16 protein-coding genes are annotated in these 15,881 nt (G+C 61.6%); 8 read left to right on the forward strand and 8 right to left on the reverse strand.

Going from position 1 to position 15,881, the window contains the following annotated elements; genetic code table 11:
* Nucleotides 1–26: 26 nt before the first annotated feature.
* Nucleotides 27–986, forward strand: coding sequence for a zinc-binding alcohol dehydrogenase family protein (locus tag D109_RS0128240; RefSeq protein WP_017479868.1), 960 nt, complete (start codon nucleotides 27–29; stop codon nucleotides 984–986).
* A gap of 126 nt (nucleotides 987–1,112) precedes the next feature.
* Here D109_RS0128240 and D109_RS0128245 read toward each other — a convergent pair whose 3' ends face one another.
* The 3 genes from D109_RS0128245 to D109_RS0128255 all read right to left on the reverse strand — a co-directional run bounded on the left by D109_RS0128245 (nucleotide 1,113) and on the right by D109_RS0128255 (nucleotide 4,233).
* The gene (locus D109_RS0128245) at nucleotides 1,113–2,150 is read right to left on the reverse strand and encodes a purine nucleoside permease (protein WP_017479869.1); all 1,038 of its coding nucleotides are present in this window, start codon (nucleotides 2,148–2,150) and stop codon (nucleotides 1,113–1,115) included.
* 20 nt (nucleotides 2,151–2,170) lie between these two features.
* Nucleotides 2,171–3,127 (reverse strand): nucleoside-specific channel-forming protein Tsx, encoded by a 957-nt coding sequence (locus D109_RS0128250; RefSeq protein WP_026078276.1) that lies wholly within the window; start codon nucleotides 3,125–3,127, stop codon nucleotides 2,171–2,173.
* A gap of 155 nt (nucleotides 3,128–3,282) precedes the next feature.
* Nucleotides 3,283–4,233 (reverse strand): AraC family transcriptional regulator, encoded by a 951-nt coding sequence (locus tag D109_RS0128255; protein ID WP_017479871.1) that lies wholly within the window; start codon nucleotides 4,231–4,233, stop codon nucleotides 3,283–3,285.
* A gap of 266 nt (nucleotides 4,234–4,499) precedes the next feature.
* On the opposite strand from D109_RS0128255, the gene D109_RS0128260 reads away from it, so the two are divergent.
* On the forward strand, nucleotides 4,500–5,759 hold the full coding sequence (locus D109_RS0128260) for a sugar ABC transporter substrate-binding protein (protein ID WP_371103599.1): 1,260 nt from the start codon (nucleotides 4,500–4,502) through the stop codon (nucleotides 5,757–5,759).
* Nucleotides 5,760–5,781: 22 nt separating this feature from the next.
* Entirely contained in the window at nucleotides 5,782–6,555 is a 774-nt protein-coding gene (locus tag D109_RS0128265; protein WP_017479873.1) for an L-iditol 2-dehydrogenase, read from the forward strand.
* Between the two features lie 163 nt (nucleotides 6,556–6,718).
* Here the strand turns inward: D109_RS0128265 and D109_RS0128270 are convergent, their stop codons facing one another.
* Nucleotides 6,719–7,426 carry an NUDIX hydrolase gene (locus D109_RS0128270; protein ID WP_017479874.1) on the reverse strand — a complete coding sequence of 236 codons (708 nt, stop codon included), beginning with the start codon at nucleotides 7,424–7,426 and terminating at the stop codon, nucleotides 6,719–6,721.
* Between the two features lie 147 nt (nucleotides 7,427–7,573).
* Between D109_RS0128270 and D109_RS0128275 the strand changes: the two genes are divergently transcribed.
* The 3 genes from D109_RS0128275 to nadE are packed head-to-tail and all read left to right on the forward strand — an operon-like array spanning nucleotide 7,574 to nucleotide 10,275.
* On the forward strand, nucleotides 7,574–8,221 hold the full coding sequence (locus D109_RS0128275) for a nicotinamidase (RefSeq protein WP_017479875.1): 648 nt from the start codon (nucleotides 7,574–7,576) through the stop codon (nucleotides 8,219–8,221).
* A 10-nt stretch (nucleotides 8,222–8,231) separates the two neighbouring features.
* On the forward strand, nucleotides 8,232–9,458 hold the full coding sequence (gene pncB / locus D109_RS0128280; protein ID WP_017479876.1) for a nicotinate phosphoribosyltransferase: 1,227 nt from the start codon (nucleotides 8,232–8,234) through the stop codon (nucleotides 9,456–9,458).
* 1 nt (nucleotide 9,459) lies between these two features.
* A complete protein-coding gene (gene nadE / locus D109_RS0128285; RefSeq protein WP_017479877.1) occupies nucleotides 9,460–10,275 on the forward strand; it encodes an ammonia-dependent NAD(+) synthetase in 816 nt (271 codons plus the stop codon).
* Here the strand turns inward: nadE and D109_RS0128290 are convergent.
* The gene (locus tag D109_RS0128290) at nucleotides 10,272–10,634 is read right to left on the reverse strand and encodes an NUDIX hydrolase (RefSeq protein WP_026078277.1); all 363 of its coding nucleotides are present in this window, start codon (nucleotides 10,632–10,634) and stop codon (nucleotides 10,272–10,274) included. The genes nadE and D109_RS0128290 overlap by 4 nt on opposite strands.
* 140 nt (nucleotides 10,635–10,774) lie before the next feature.
* Here D109_RS0128290 and D109_RS0128295 point away from each other — a divergent pair, with 140 nt between their 5' ends.
* Both D109_RS0128295 and D109_RS0128300 read left to right on the forward strand, forming a co-directional pair.
* The gene (locus tag D109_RS0128295; RefSeq protein WP_017479879.1) at nucleotides 10,775–11,755 is read left to right on the forward strand and encodes a Gfo/Idh/MocA family protein; all 981 of its coding nucleotides are present in this window, start codon (nucleotides 10,775–10,777) and stop codon (nucleotides 11,753–11,755) included.
* Between the two features lie 36 nt (nucleotides 11,756–11,791).
* Nucleotides 11,792–12,430: a ribonuclease T2 gene (locus D109_RS0128300; RefSeq protein WP_017479880.1), complete on the forward strand. Its 639-nt coding sequence runs from the start codon at nucleotides 11,792–11,794 to the stop codon at nucleotides 12,428–12,430.
* A gap of 6 nt (nucleotides 12,431–12,436) precedes the next feature.
* On the opposite strand, the gene D109_RS0128305 is transcribed toward D109_RS0128300, so the two are convergent.
* From D109_RS0128305 to D109_RS0128315, 3 genes are read right to left on the reverse strand one after another with little or no spacing between them, the layout of a single operon-like run.
* Nucleotides 12,437–13,279 (reverse strand): metal-dependent hydrolase, encoded by an 843-nt coding sequence (locus D109_RS0128305; RefSeq protein ID WP_017479881.1) that lies wholly within the window; start codon nucleotides 13,277–13,279, stop codon nucleotides 12,437–12,439.
* A 15-nt stretch (nucleotides 13,280–13,294) separates the two neighbouring features.
* The gene (locus tag D109_RS0128310) at nucleotides 13,295–14,194 is read right to left on the reverse strand and encodes an SDR family oxidoreductase (RefSeq protein ID WP_017479882.1); all 900 of its coding nucleotides are present in this window, start codon (nucleotides 14,192–14,194) and stop codon (nucleotides 13,295–13,297) included.
* Entirely contained in the window at nucleotides 14,191–15,726 is a 1,536-nt protein-coding gene (locus D109_RS0128315) for an NAD(P)/FAD-dependent oxidoreductase (protein WP_017479883.1), read from the reverse strand. The genes D109_RS0128310 and D109_RS0128315 overlap by 4 nt, the downstream gene beginning before the upstream one ends.
* Nucleotides 15,727–15,881: the final 155 nt, after the last annotated feature.

The raw sequence follows: 15,881 nt of genomic DNA on the forward strand, positions 1-15,881 counted from the left end.
CTTTTTAACCTCGATGGATATTGGCCATGAAAGCACTGCAATTTTCCGCCACCGGCGATCTCGCTGCCCTCGCTTACGTCGACGTCGCCACCCCGGTGCCGGCAGCCGGTGAAGTTCTGGTGCAGATCAAGGCGGCCGGGTTGAACCCCAGCGATGTGAAGAACGTACTCGGGCGTTTTCCCTACACCACGTTGCCACGCATCTCCGGGCGGGACTTTGCCGGGGTGGTGGTGGACGGTCCGCAGGCGCTGGTGGGCCAGGAAGTCTGGGGCACCGGTCGCGACCTGGGCTTTTTCGCTGACGGTTCCCACGCCCAGTACCTCACCGTGTCGGCCAAGGGCGTGGCGCACAAGCCCAGCCATTTGAGCTTTGCCCAGGCCGCCAGCCTCGGTGTGCCGTACACCACGGCGTGGGACGCCCTTGAGCGCAGTGGTGTAACTAAAGGCACGCGTTTGCTGGTGATTGGAGCCAATGGTGCCGTAGGCAGTGCGGCTTTGGCCCTGGCGAAAATCCGTGGGGCCCAGGTGCTCGGGGCCGTGCGTCGGCCGGAACAGGTCGAGGCCTTGCGCGATCAGGGGTTCGAGGGGCTGTTGCTGGGCCAGCCGGAAGCGCTGGGAGGGCAGGTCAACGCGCTGTTCGGTACGGGCGCCGATGTGATCTTTGACACCACCGGCTTCTGGCTGCCGGCCGCGGTGGCGGCCCTGGCACCTTTTGGCCGTATCGCAATCATTGCCGCGCCGGTGGACGGGCACGTGCAACTGCCGGCCCTGGCGCTGTACCGCAAGGGAGGTTCAGTGGTGGGGATCAATTCGTTGCTCTACAACTGCGAGCAATGCGCCGTGATGCTGGAGCAATTCGGGCGGTTCTTCGATGAGGATTTGTTGCCGTTGCCGACCGGTTTGCGTGAAGTGACGCTGGCCGATGGTGTGCAGTGCTTTGAGGCAGTGAACCAGGGCAGTGCAGACAAGATTATCTTCCTGCCCTGATCCGCTCATTGTGGGGGCGGGCTTGTGTGGGAGCGCGCTTGCTCGCGAAAGCGGTGGATCAGTGCCGAATGTATTGGCTGACACACCGTATTCGCGAGCAAGCCCGCTCCCACATTTGATCTTTATTCAGGCTTCGGGAACGCCTTTTTCCCACGCCGACCAGTTCTTCAGAATCGCCTGCACCAGTGGATTACCGGTGCGGTACAGGTTCTCCAGCGCCGGCACAAAACCGCCCTGGTCCGCGTACTTCAACAGGTTGTCCACTTCGCTGTAGCCCGGGTACGGCCGATCAAAGTCGGAACCGGCCCGCACCACCGCCAACCGCTTGATATCCACCAACCCTTCACGGCTGGCGCGCAGCAACGCTTCGTAGGTGGAGTTGTCTTCCTGCTGGGTGGTGCAGTACACGCCCTTGTTGTCCGTCAGCAACTTGGTCCAGACTTCGGCGCGCTCACTCAGGCGCGTCCCGGAGAACCAGGTATTGCCCGCCAGGGTGTCGCACTGGGTGACCTGCGGCGGCTGATTGGCCGGCGCATACGGATAGTGTTTGCGCCAGGCCGTGGACTCCTTGCTTTCACTGAGCTCGACTTTCTGCGACAGCGCAAACGCTTTGGCTTGCAGCTTGGGATTGAGCTCGAACACTTCGGTCTTGTAGTCCAGTGGCGGCTTCTCGTTCGGCCCCTTGGTATTGATGCCGATATAGCCGGTCGGCCAATCCTTCGGCGCGTCCCGTGAATCCAGTTCCCACTGGGTACCGAATTCCACCAGGTAATGCGCCCACGCGGCGGTGCCGATGGTGCCGTGGTGCGGGTTGATCCCGGCAATCCCGGCAATCAGGAAGTAGCTCTGGCGCAGATCGAATTTGGGCGACAACGCCAGTGCCAGGGTCGAGGCGGCGGCGTTGGTCTGGCCCATGCCGGTCACCAGCAGGCACACGTCCTGGGTGTTGCAGCGGATCATCGGATATTCGGCTGACAAGCCCGGCACGCGAACTTCCTGCTTGAGCTCCAGGCGGTCGATCCAGTTCTGCGCCTCGGGGGCGAACATGGTGATCAGCATCACCTTGGGCTTGATCGGTGCCGGCGCATCGGCCAGTACAACCTGCGGCAACAGCGCCCCGGCGGCCAGGCCGATGGCGATTGAAAGGCGGGTAAAGGTCTTCATCTACTGCTCCTTGTTCACACTCAGAATTGATAGCCCACGCCGGCGTAGTAACCCCAGCCGTTGGAGCGGGCGCGGAAATTACCGTCGCCAAAGTTCAGCTCGCTGCCGTCTTCCCAGTTACCGCCGTTGTGGAAATAACGGCCGACCAGGGTGAAGCGCAGGTGGGTGAACGAATACAACAGCACGTTTGTTGCAACCAGGGCGTTGGCGGTGCGCGCGGGGTTGTCTTTGTGCAGGTCCGAGCCGAAATCGTAGTTGGTGAAACCGATATAGGTCAGCGAGGCCCCGTTGTCGAAGTTGCCAATGGGCACGATGTATTTCATCTGCGCACGGTAGCCGTCCCACGAATACTCGTTGCTGGCGCCGTAGTTTTCCCACTGGTAACGGCCATAGAAGTTGGCCGACAGGTTGACCCGCGAGTGGGTCTCGATGTCGGTGCCCAGGCCGCTGTACAAGGTGTTGGCGCGGTTGTCCTTGTTGCTGCCGTGGTCGTAGATCCAGTCGAACGCTACATACCATTCCTTGAACGGGCCGATGGCCAGGCTGCGGCCGGCCAGGTAGTCGATGGAGATACGCGGCTCGTGCTCCATGAACACTGGGGAACCGTGGTCCCACGCGCCTTTGTCATTGCTGTTGCCGATGCCGAAGATCTTCGGGATGTCGACGTAGCCATACAGTTCGAACGGGCCCTTGCGGCCGAAATATTCGTACTCCAGGTACACGTCATCGGCGGGTTTGGGGCCAAAGCTGATGTCTTTGCTGCCGATCACCGTCAGGTCCTGGTTGAACCAGTCCGACAGGTACACGCCTTTTTTCGAGGGGCTGGCTTCCGGGGCCAGGGTTTCGCCCTGTGCTGAGTCATCGGAGGGCTTTTCTTGCGCCAAAATGGGTGCGCTGAGTACTCCCGTAACGGCAGCCAGTAGCAGGGAAACAGCAAAAGGGGTGGCCGACGCGGGCCGTCTGGAAGTGGGTTGCATTGAAAATCCCTGTTCTTACGCGGTTGTGGCCCGATTCCTCGGGTTGAGGTGAACCCGGTGTCCAGGTTCGTTCCGCAAACGTTTGCACAGGTTGTACCAATTTGTGTCAATTGCATGAAGGAATTGAGAAAAGTGGGAAATAGTCGGCCTTTTGGTCAGAAATGTGCCTTGGTAAACGGCAGCGCCTGATCACCGTTGCGGTTGAACAGGTACATCGCGGTTTCCCGGCGATACTCGCTGGGCGTCTGGTTCATCTCGATGCGAAAGTGCCGGTTGAAATTGGAGAGGTTGGCGTAGCCCACTTCAAAGCAGATATCGGCCACTGACATTTCGCTCTGCAGCAACAAGCGACAGGCACGCTGCACCCGGAACTTGCGCATCAGGTCGATAAAACCGTGGCCGGTGACACGCTTGAAAAACCGCGAGAAGCCCGGCTCGCTCATGTCCAGTCGTTGGGCGATCACCGACAGCCGCAGGTCGCCGGTCAATTCCGTCATCAGGTAGTCGAAAGCCTTGTGGATGCGCTCCGAGCTGCGGGCGTCCAGGCTTGGCGTGTAACAGGCACTGGCCAGGCAATGGGCTTCCCCGGAGGGTGCCTGCATCAAGGTGTGCAGCAACTGGATGAACAGAATCAGGCGTGCCAGCCCTTGGGCAGGGCCGATGGATTCCAGCAATTGCGCGGCCTTCAGTGCCGTGTCGCCGGTGAACTCCAGGCCGCGCCGGGCCCTGTCAAACAGGCCTTGCAGGTCCCCCAGCTCAGGCAGCGTGTTGCGCAGGGCCAGCAGCGCGGCACCGTCGAATTGCAACACCACATCGCGCCCCGTCAGGTATTCGCCCGGTGCCAGGTCGCCGATCCAGTCGTGGGGCAGGTCGGGGCCGATGAGCGCGACATGGCCGGCGCCAAACGCACCGATATAGTCACCCGCCACCAGCTTGCCGCTGCCGTGGCGGATCAGGTGGATTTCAAATTCGGGGTGATGGTTCCAGCGGGCCAGCTCGAATGGATAGTCATGTTCGTACCAGCGAAAGCCATGCTCGGGCTCGGCCAGAATCACTTCCAGCTCGGCGGGGCGTTGCTCGAAAAGGGCGGATCGGCTGGCTGGCATGGGCTTGGCCCTTTTGGGCTTTTTGGAATGGCACCAAAATACGCCCTTTGGGCAAGTGGCCGCTACCCCGGGTTTTGCCCGCCACTGATACTTTTTTGATCCAGGCGGGCGCGGTTAAAAAAGTATCAGCCGGGCATCCGCCAGTCGTTTGTCCGGCCCAGGGCAAGCTGCTGTAATCGGGCCGTCAACAACAAAAACAATAAGTGGAAACCGCCATGTTCAAGATACCGAAAGCGCTGTTCCTGCTCTCCGGCCTCACACTCGCGATGGCCAGTCATGCGGCCGAAACCGTGACCATCGCCACCGTCAACAACAGCGACATGATCCGCATGCAACGCCTGTCCAAGGTGTTCGAACAGCAGCACCCCGAGGTGAAGCTCAACTGGGTGGTGCTCGAAGAAAACGTCCTGCGCCAACGCCTCACCACCGACATCGCGACCCAGGGTGGCCAATTCGACGTACTGACCATCGGCACCTATGAAACCCCGTTGTGGGGCGCCAAGCACTGGCTGGAACCGATTACGCCGCTGCCTGCCGATTACGACGTGGAAGACATCTTCCCCGCAGTGCGCCAGGGCCTGTCGGTGAACAACACCCTCTACGCCTTGCCGTTCTACGGCGAAAGCACCGTCACCTATTACCGCACCGACCTGTTCAAGCAGGCCGGCCTGGCGATGCCGGAACATCCGACCTGGACCCAACTGGGCGAGTTCGCCGCCAAGCTGAACCAGCCCGCCAAGGACCAATACGGCATGTGCCTGCGGGGCAAGGCCGGCTGGGGTGAAAACGTCGCGCTGCTGAGCACCATGGCCAATGCTTTTGGTGCGCGCTGGTTTGACGAGCAATGGAAACCCGAACTGACGAGCCCGGAATGGACCGCAGCAGCGAACTTCTACGTCAACACCCTGAAGAACTACGGCCCGCCGGGCGTCTCCAGCAATGGTTTCAACGAAACCCTGGCGCTGTTCAACAGCGGTAAATGCGCGATCTGGGTCGACGCCAGCGTGGCTGGCTCGTTTACCACCGACAAAACCCAAAGCAAAGTCGCCGACAGCGTGGGCTTTTCCGCCGCGCCTACCGAAGTCACCGACAAGGGCTCGTCGTGGCTGTACGCCTGGTCCCTGGCGATCCCGGCCACCTCCAAGCACAAGGACGCCGCCAAGGCCTTCATCACCTGGGCCACCTCCAAGGAATACATCCAACTGGTGGCGGACAAGGAGGGCATCACCAACGTACCGCCGGGCACGCGCCAGTCCACCTACAACGCGGCCTACCTGGCCGCCGCGCCTTTTGCCAAGGTGACCTTGCAGATGATGCAACACGCCGACCCCGCGCATCCGTCGGCCAAACCCGTGCCGTACGTGGGCATCCAATACGTGACGATCCCCGAGTTCCAGGCCATCGGCACCTCGGTGGGCAAGCTGTTTTCGGCGGCGCTCACCGGCGGCATGACGGTCGACAAGGCACTGGCCGAGGCGCAGTCCACCACCGAGCGCGAAATGAAACGCGCCGGCTACCCGAAATAATCACCTCAGGGACACTGCATTCATGAAACGACTGGAAGGTAAAAGCGCGCTGGTTACCGGCAGCGCCCGGGGCATTGGCCGGGCGTTTGCCCAGGCCTACATCAACGAAGGCGCCACCGTCGCCATCGCCGATATCAACCTGGAACGGGCCCGGGCTACCGCCACGGAGCTGGGCCCGAAGGCCTACGCAGTGGCGATGGACGTCACCGACCAGGCGTCCATCGACGCCGCGATTGCCGCCGTGGTGGCGCAGGCCGGCAAGCTCGATATCCTGATCAACAACGCTGCTCTGTTCGATCTGGCACCCATCACCGACATCACCCGCGACAGCTTCGACCGGCTGTTCTCGATCAACGTCGCCGGCACGCTGTTTACCTTGCAGGCGGCTGCCAGGCAGATGATCAAGCAGGGGCATGGCGGCAAGATCATCAACATGGCCAGCCAGGCCGGGCGCCGGGGTGAAGCGCTGGTGGCGGTGTACTGCGCGACCAAGGCGGCGGTGATCAGCCTCACGCAGTCGGCGGGGCTGAATCTGATCAAGCAAGGGATCAATGTGAATGCCATCGCACCGGGTGTGGTGGACGGCGAGCATTGGGACGGGGTGGACGCGATGTTTGCCAAACACGAAGGGCTGCCACTGGGCGAGAAGAAAAAGCGCGTGGGGGCCGAGGTGCCGTTTGGGCGGATGGGCACGGCGGAAGACCTCACCGGCATGGCGATTTTCCTCGCGTCCAAGGAGGCCGACTACGTGGTTGCCCAGACCTACAACGTCGACGGCGGCAACTGGATGAATTGAGCCGGACGCATCTCCTTGAACCACCGCAGATCAAAAAATGTGGGAGCGGGCTTGCTCGCGAAGGCGGAGTGTCAGTCGCCGGATATGCTGACTGATACACCGCATTCGCGAGCAAGCCCGCTCCCACAATGGATCTTCATTGCCCTGGGAAGGGGGCTTGGTCTTATTCGGCAAAGCTGCGATCAAAGAAGTACACCGCCCCAGGCTTCAGGTTCTCCACTGTCGCCTGCGGCCGTCCGCCTTCGCCATGCTTCTTGCGCCCCGTCTCCCGCAAGAAACCGGCCTCAGTCAACTTCAGCAACCGCTGGCGAATACTGGTCTTCAGCACCGGCCGCGCCAGCACCAGCGAAAAGATCGTCGTCGCCTCCGGCGCACTGAACTCATTGCCCAAAAACATCAACGGCAAGCTGCTGTACAGCGACTTGGAAAGCAGTCTTTCCTGCACCGCCGCCACAATCCCGTTGTGATCGAACGGCAACTTGACCGCGCCACCCGCCACCGCATCGAGCGAGAACCAGCGCTGATGCTCGGCCAGCGTCACTTCATCAGCCACGATCGCCAGGTAATAGGTCGACGACGACCAGCAGCGCGGATCGCGAAACGCATCACCCACCGTACCCACCTGCTCGCACCAGGCCAGCGCGAGGCCGACCTTGTCACTGGCTCGCAACCGTTCCACGGCATCCTGAAGGCTCAGATCTTGCACGCCGCCATTCACCACCACCCCCGGTAACGCCCAGTGCCCGGCGAAGGGCTCGGCTTCGCGCTGGTTGAGCAAGATCTTCAACTCCCCGGAGGCACGGCAATAGAACAGCACGCACAAGTCCACGGTGTGCAGGTAGGCGCTAAGGGGTGGGGCGTGGTCTGGCATGTCGGGTCCTGTTGGCAGCGGTGGGGCACAGTCTAACGGATCAAGCGGCGATGTCGTGTACTCGATCCTGCATAGGTAAATAAATGTTTCTTGCTATGAAAGTACATGACGTATACTTTTGTGTCCAGGCCACAGGAGAACACGACCATGACCGTCTCTAAAAACGCTATCGCCTCATTCGACGTCGACGCCCAGAAGAGCTTCACGCCATTGTGCCCCGATGAATTGCCGGTCGCCGGCGGTGATGAGATCGGCGCCGAGCTCAATTACATGGCCAGCCTTGCCGGGCGTCGTGTCGGCAGCAAGGACGCCCACACCCCGCACGCGCCCTGGGTGGTGCAACACCACAGCGACATGCTGAAACCCACTGGGCTGGTGCATGCCGACGTCACCTGGGTCGCCCACTGTGTGCCGGGCACCGAGGGTTTCACCCTGCTGGACGAATTGCCCACACCCTATGACTACGACTACTTCATCTGGAAAGGCGTCGAGCCCGACCTGCACCCCTACGGGGCCTGCTACCACGACCTCCACGACAAGCTCTCCACCGGCGTCATCGAATACCTCTACTCCCAGGGCATCCGGCGCGTGATCGTCGGCGGCCTGGCCCTGGACTACTGCGTCAAGATCACCGCCTTGCAACTGCTGCAGGCTGGTTTCGAAGTGATCCTGCACCTGCCGGCGTGCCGTGGCATCAGCGAGGAGGGCGGTGTGCAGGCGGTCAACCACCTGCAACAAGTCGGTGTTGTGATTACCCGCAATCGGGAAGAACTGGCCGCAATGGCCGCGCGTTAAGGAGTACCTCATGGAAAGTGCATACGACTACGAAAACGGCGTGATCCAGGGCCTGCTGGACACCGATTACTACACCTTCACCATGATGCAGGCCGTGTTGCACCAGCACCCCAACGTCGATGTGGAATACCAGTTCATCGTCCGCTCCAACGAGAAACTCGGGCACCTGATTCCCGAGCTGCGGGCCGAGCTGGAAAAACTCGCCGGCCTCAACATGCGCGAAGGTGAACTGCGCTTTCTGTTCAACCAACGCCGGGAATACCTGACCCCGGATTTCGAGCGCTTCCTGGGCCTGTTCCGCTTCAACCTGCGCTATATCCACGTCAGTGAAGTCGACGGCCAACTGAACATCCGCGTGGTTGGCCCGATGCTGCACTGCATCATGTTCGAACAGCCGGTATTGGCCCTGGTCAGCGAACTGCGCAACCGCGCCAAATACCCCGACGTGACCCTCGAAGACGTCACCCGCAAGCTCTACCAGAAGTTCGACTGGCTGGAGAAAAACCTCACCCGCGACGAGCTGGCCGACCTGCGCGTCTCGGACTTCTCCACCCGCCGCCGGCTGTCGTTCAAGGCCCAGCGCGAAGTGTTGGACATCATGCGCCGTGACTTTCCCGGCCAGTTCATCGGCACCAGCAACGCGCACCTGGCCTACGAATTCGACTTGCCGCTGATCGGCACCATGGCCCACCAATGGCTGATGGTGCACCAGCAACTGGGCCGGCTGCGGGAAAGCCAGAACGCAGCGCTGGAAAACTGGGTGCGCGAATACCGTGGGCGCTTGGGTATCGCCCTGACCGACTGCATCAGCACCGACTTTTTCCTCAAGGATTTCGACCTGTACTTTGCCAAGCTGTACGACGGTTTGCGCCAGGACTCCGGTGACCCGATCGTGTGGGCCGACAAGGTCCTGGCCCGCTACAAGGCACTGGGCATCGACCCGATGACCAAGGACCTGATGTTCTCCGACGGCCTGAACTTCGAAAAATGCCTGCCGATCCTGCGGCACGTGCGGGGCAAGGCCAAATTCGGCTTTGGCATGGGCACCAGCCTGGCCTGTGATGTCGACGGAGTGGAGCCGCTGAGCATCGTGATGAAACTGGTGCGGGTGCATGGCGAGCCGGTGGTGAAATTCTCCGATGACCCGATCAAGAACGTCTGCGAAGACGCCTCGTTCCTGCAGTACGCGGCGCAGGTGTTCAACGTCAGCAACGTCAATCCGCAATTTGGGGGGTGACATGGACACTCAGGCAAGTATCGCACACGCACTGAATATCAACCGGCTGCTCGGCAAGGGTGGCGAGGGCGCTGAGCTACAGCGGCGTATCGACTTCATCAAGGGCACTTTGCGCCAGTCCGGCTGCCACGCGTTGGTGCTGGGCATCAGCGGAGGCGTCGACTCACTCACCGCCGGGCGCCTGTGCCAACTGGCGGCGGAGCAACTGCGCAACGAGAACTACGAGGCGCGTTTTATCGCGATGCGCCTGCCCTATAAAACCCAGGCGGACGAACGCGACGCCCAGGCCTCCCTGGAATTTATCGCACCGGACCAGATCGAGACGCTGAACATTGCTGCCTGCGTCGACGGGCTGATGGGCAGCCTGTCTGCCGGGCAGGCCAGTGCTGAACGCATCGACTTTATCAAGGGCAACGTCAAGGCCCGGGCGCGGATGATGGCGCAGTACGCCGTGGCGAACCTGCACAATGGCCTGGTGGTGGGCACCGACCACGGTGCAGAGGCGTTGATGGGGTTTTTCACCAAGTTCGGTGACGGCGCCTGTGACCTGGCGCCGCTGTCCGGATTGACCAAGACCCAGGTGCGCCTGCTGGCCAGCGCCCTTGGCGGGCCACGGCACTTGGTGGCCAAAGCACCGACCGCTGACCTGGAAGAGCTGGCCCCGGGCAAGCTGGATGAGCTGGCCTACGGTTGCAGTTATGACGAGATCGATCGCTACCTGATGGGCGAGTCGGTCAGTGAGCGGGTGAGGGCGATTGTCGAAAGCGCCTACCTCAAGACGGCTCACAAACGTGCGTTGCCGTTCGTGCCCGACTAGAGACGGCGCAGGAAGGATTTGACGATTTTCTGGGTGGCCTGGGTGGTGTCCAGGTCATCCAGGCGACTGTAGGGATGCCACTGGCATTCCTTGATTTCACTCAGGGGCCGGGCTTCGTCGATATTGACCACCGACGCCTCGAACACATGGTGCAGCGTGTCGCTGGCCTTCATTTCCTGCAATAACAGCAAACCGTCCACGTTCAGACCGGTTTCCTCTTCCAGTTCCCGCGCGGCCGCGCCCACTGGCCGCTCGTCGCGCTCGACCGTGCCGCCGGGCAGTGCCCATTTCGATCGGGCTTTACGCACGAACAGGATGTGCCCGTCGTTCTCGCAAATCACCGTGGCCCTTATTTTCATCGTCTGTGCCCCCGCAGTTGGATGATTGTCATAAAAGTGTAATGCAATTGTCATGCTCAGTCTTTCTCCGGCAGGGTGGAGAGGGGGCCGGAAAACACCGATACTGCCCCATCGAAAAAACTCACCTGAAGGAGATGCAGATGAACACCGTACGCTGGGGCATGATCGGCTGTGGCAGTGTCACTGAACTCAAGAGTGGACCCGCCTTCTACAAAGCGCCAGGTTCGGCGCTGGTGGCGGTGATGGGGCGGCGCGAGGAAGCCGTGTGCGATTATGCGGCACGCCATGGCATTGCGCGGTTCTACACCGACGCCCAGGCGCTGATTGACGACCCGGAAGTGGACGCGGTCTACATCGCCACGCCGCCCGACAGCCACCTCGAATACAGCCTGATGGTGGCCGCTGCCGGCAAGCATTGCTGCGTCGAAAAGCCGATGTCGCTGAACGCCGAGCAAAGCGCGCTGATGCAACGCACCTTCGAACAGGCCGGGCTGCACCTGTTCGTCTCCTACTACCGGCGTTCCCTGCCGCGCTTCCAGCAGGTGCGGGACTGGCTGCAAGACGGGCGCATCGGCGAGTTGCGCCACCTGACCTGGACCTTGTGCAAGCCGCCGTCTGAAGACGATGCCAGCAGTGCCAATTGGCGCACCGACCCGCTGATTGCCGGCGGCGGCTATTTTGCCGACCTGGCCAGCCACGGTTTTGACCTGTTCCAGTACCTGGTCGGGGATATCGTCGATGTGGCCGGGTTTACCGCGCGCCAGGCCGGGCGTTATGCCGCCGAGGACGCCGTCACCGCCTGTTGGACCTTCGCCTCGGGCGCGCTGGGCATGGGCTGCTGGAACTTTGTCGCCGACCGTCGCGAGGACCTGGTGGAACTGATCGGCAGCAAGGGCCGCATCACCTTCTCGGTGTTCGACGAGGCACCGTTGCGGCTCGAAGCCGATGTGAATGAGACGCTGGAGGTGCCCAATCATGCGCATATCCAGTGGCATCACGTACTGGGGATGAATGCGCATATTCGCGGCGAGAGCAAGCACCCGGCGCTGGCGATCGAGGCGTTGAAGACCGATCGGGTCATGGACCGGGTGCTACAACGTAACCCCAACCTGGCTGTCTAGCAGTGCTTTAATTTTTTCTTTTTAAGGAATGAACGGATGAAAGTGAAAGCAGCCTGGATTGCGTTGTTGTGGGTGCTGGCAAGTGCCGCTATGGCGGCGCCGCGGGCCCAGGGGCAGGCCGGGGAGTTTGATTTTTACGTGCTGTCGTTGTCCTGGTCGCCAACCTTCTGCCTGACGCACCCGGACGACCAGCAATGTTCGGGCAAGGGCTACGGGTTTGTGCTGCATGGGTTGTGGCCACAGTACGCGAAGGGCGGCTGGCCGGCGTCGTGTGAGCCGCAGTCGCGCTTGTCGGATGCGGACTTCGCCCGGGGCAGGACGATGTTCCCGTCGCCCAAACTGCTCAGGCATGAATGGGCCAAGCACGGTACCTGCAGTGGGCTTGAGGCGTCAGCCTACCTGGACAAGACCGACGCGGCACTGGGCGTGGTCAAGATCCCGCAGCAGCTTGAGCCCTTCAATGTCCCCAGCGGCCTGGGCGCGCGGGACATCGAAGCGCTGTTTCGCGAGAGCAACCCGGCCATGGGCAACCACGGCCTTGCAGTGATCTGTAAGGGCGCGGTGCTGACCGAAGTGCGGGTGTGCCTGACCAAGGACCTGGCATTCGCCGGCTGCCCGCGTAGCGTCAAGAGCCAGTGTCGGGATGGCGACATTCGCATCCCGACCCAGCGTTAAGCGGATTCAAGCGGGCCCATAACCGTTTTGGGCCTGCTCGATCTCTTCCACCAAACGGTCAATGCCCGCCAGGCGCGCCCGGTTGTCGTGGTCCCAGGGATGAAACCCGGGCTTGAAGTAATGCAACCAGGGCAGCGCCATACGCGGGAACACACCCTTGGGCCCGTAGAGAAACTTGAGCATCCGCCAGAAACCCTTCAAATGCCCGCCTGAACGCCGGTCGGCAAACAACAGGCGCAGATGGAAATCGAGAATCGTCAGCCAGAACAGCGCGGTGGTGGCCAGCATGGTCCCGGTGCGTAGCAAATAACGCTTGGGCCCGGGCTTGATCACGCTGTTCCACACATCAAAGGCCACCGCCTTGTGCTCGGTTTCTTCCAGGGCATGCCAGTACCACATCTGTTGGTAACCCTTGACCGAGTCACCGAACCGCGAGGGGTCGCTGAGGAGGATTTCCGCCAGCATCGCGGTGTAATGCTCCAGGGCAATGGTCACCGCCAGGTTGAAGGAGGCGGGCATGTATTTCTTTTGCGCGTCGAGGATCATCTTCAGCCGACGGTCCAGGGTATGCGCCGGCAGTCCGGCGGCTTGCAGCAGGTCGTTGTAGGCCACGTGCTCGCGGCTGTGCATGGCTTCCTGGCCGATGAAACCCTGGATTTCCTTCTTCAGTTCCGGGTCTTCGATGCGCTGGCGGTAGTGGCGCACGCTGTCCATGAAGAACAGTTCACCCTGGGGAAACAGCAGCGACAGCGCGTTGAAAAAGTGCGTGATGAACGGGCCTTGTTCATGCCAGTTCTTGATGCGTTCGGCCGGCAGGGCAAAACGGAGGTCGCGGCGAATCGGTAGCATGGTCGGTACTCCAGTTCAGAGACGGTGCTCTTCGTTGGTTTCAAGGACGGGCGAGGGCGCACTGCGTTGTTTCGGTGCCATGCGTTTGCTGGCGAACACCACCAGCGCTTGATAGGCGGCCGGCAGGCAGCGGGCGAGCAGGTCCAGGAAGTAGGCGTCGCGGCCGATCAGCACGCGGCGTTTGTTTTTGCGGACGCCGTTCAGGATCACTTTGGCGGCCTGGTCGGCGTCGGTGATGAACAGCTTTTCGAAGTCGGCTCGGGCCTGTTGTTCGCTGTGGATCAGAAAGCCGGTCATGTTGGCGTCGATCCGGCTGCTGCGGCAGATGTCGGTGCGGATCCCCCCGGGGTGCACGCAGGTGGCCGAGACGCCACTTTTCTGTAAGTCGAGTTCCTGGCGCAGGGACTCGGTAAAACCGCGCACGGCAAACTTGGTGGCGTTATAGCCGCTCATGCCCGGCTGGGCGAACAGACCGAACACGCTGGAGGTATTGATCACATGGCCGTCGCCGCTGGCCTTGAGGTACGGCAAGAAGGCCTTGGTGCCATACACCACGCCCCAGAAGTTGATCCCGACGATCCATTCCAGGTCGGTGTAATCCACGCCTTCGACGGTGCTGGACAGCGCGACGCCGGCGTTGTTGAAGATCATATTGATCTGGCCATGCTCCGCGGCGCAGCGGGCTGCCCACTCTTCCACGGCCTGTCGGTCGGAAACGTCCAGCACCTGCGAGGTCACCAGCACTGGCGCAAGCACCTGGGCCTTGATCAGTGCGACGGTCTGCTCCAGGCCCTGGCTGTTTTTATCCGCCAGCGCCAAGTGGCAGCCTTCACGCGCCAACGCCAGGGCCAACGCGCGGCCCATGCCGGAAGCGGCGCCGGTGATGGCCGCCACGCGGCCGTTGAATGACTTCATGACAGGCTCCCTTCTGCGGTGGTGTGGGGATTTGCGGCCGGGCGCGGGGTGGAGGGTACCGGCACCAGGTTGGCGACGTAGTCCTTGAGGGCGAAGTGCCGGGTGACCTGCTTGAAGCGCCAGGTGGAGCCGGGCCACAGCGTGGTGTTCTTGCCGGTGCGTGGGTCCAGGTACCAGCTCTTGCAGCCGCCGGTGGACCAGATGGTGCCGTGGAGTTTTTCCTGCAGCCGGGCGTTATAGGCCAACTCTACCGTTGGCTTGACGTCCACCGTGGCGATGCGATGGCGCTGCATTTGTTGCAAGGCATCGAGGATGTAGGTGACCTGGGCCTCGATCATCAAAATCATCGAGTTATGCCCCAGCCCGGTGTTGGGGCCGACGATCAGGAACAGGTTCGGATAACCCGGCACCGTCGTGCCCAGGTAGGCATGGGCACCGTCTTGCCAGGTGTCCATCAGGTCGATGCCGTGGCGGCCGATGATGCAGTTGCGGGGCAGGGGATCGGTGGCCTGGAAACCGGTGCCGAAGATGATGCAATCGGCCGGGTGCTTGATGCCGTCGGCAGTGACGACCCCGTCGGCCTCAATGCGCTGCACATTGTCGGTCACCACCTGCACATTGCTGCGCGACAGGGCCGGGTAGTAGTCGTTGGAGATCAACACGCGCTTGCAGCCGATGGTGTAGTCCGGCGTCAGGGTCTTGCGCAGGGAAGGGCGGGCCACTTGTTTGTGCAGGTGGCGCACGGCGATTTTCTGCACCATTTTCATCAGGCGCGGGTGCAGGGCAAAGCCCACCACGCGGCCTTCCAGCGCCCAATAGAACGCACCGCGCACCAGGCGCTGGGTGAACGGCAGGTGTTTGAAAGCCCAGCGCTCGACGCGTGAAATCGGCCGGTCGGGCTTGGGCATGATCCACGGCGGGGTGCGCTGGAACAGGTCCAGATGGGCCACCTGTGGCGCGATCTGCGGCACGAACTGAATGGCACTGGCGCCAGTGCCGATCACCGCCACGCGTTTGCCCTTCAATGAGTACTCGTGGTCCCACTGCTGGGAGTGGAAGCGCTTGCCCTTGAAGCTGTCCAGGCCCGGAATGTCCGGCAGTGCCGGGCGCGACAAGCCGCCCATCCCGGACACCAGCACCCGCGCGCTGACCTGACGGCCATTGCTGAAGCTCAGGCTCCAGCGCTGTTGTGCCTCATCAAACACGGCCTTCTCCAGCCCCATGCCAAAGCGCAGGAACGGCGCCAGTTCGAAGCGTTGGGCGCACTGTTCCAGGTAGGCGCGAATCTCCGCCTGTGGCGCGAATTGCCGCGTCCAGTCCGGGTTGGGCGCAAAGGAAAACGAATAGACATGGGACTGCACGTCGCAAGCGCAGCCAGGGTAGTGGTTATCGCGCCAGGTGCCGCCGAGGGCGTCGGCCTGCTCGGCGACAAAGAAGTCGTTGAACCCGGCTTCCTTGAGTTTGATCGCCATGCACAGTCCGGCAAATCCGGAACCGATGATGGCGATGTCGATGGTGTCATGGGCATTCATAGGCTGTCCCTCGTGGGCCGGTGGCGCCTTACGGGTGTCGACATCGGATGTGCTCCTTGTTTTTGTTTTGGCTTTTTAGATAGAACACCATTGCAAAGGAAAATTGAATTATTTATTTTAAAAAAGATTTTAAATAATCTACCTGAAAATATCGT

It is taken from the genome of Pseudomonas sp. PAMC 26793 (assembly GCF_000313235.1).
In the GTDB taxonomy this organism is placed as follows: Bacteria; Pseudomonadota; Gammaproteobacteria; order Pseudomonadales; family Pseudomonadaceae; genus Aquipseudomonas; species Aquipseudomonas yamanorum.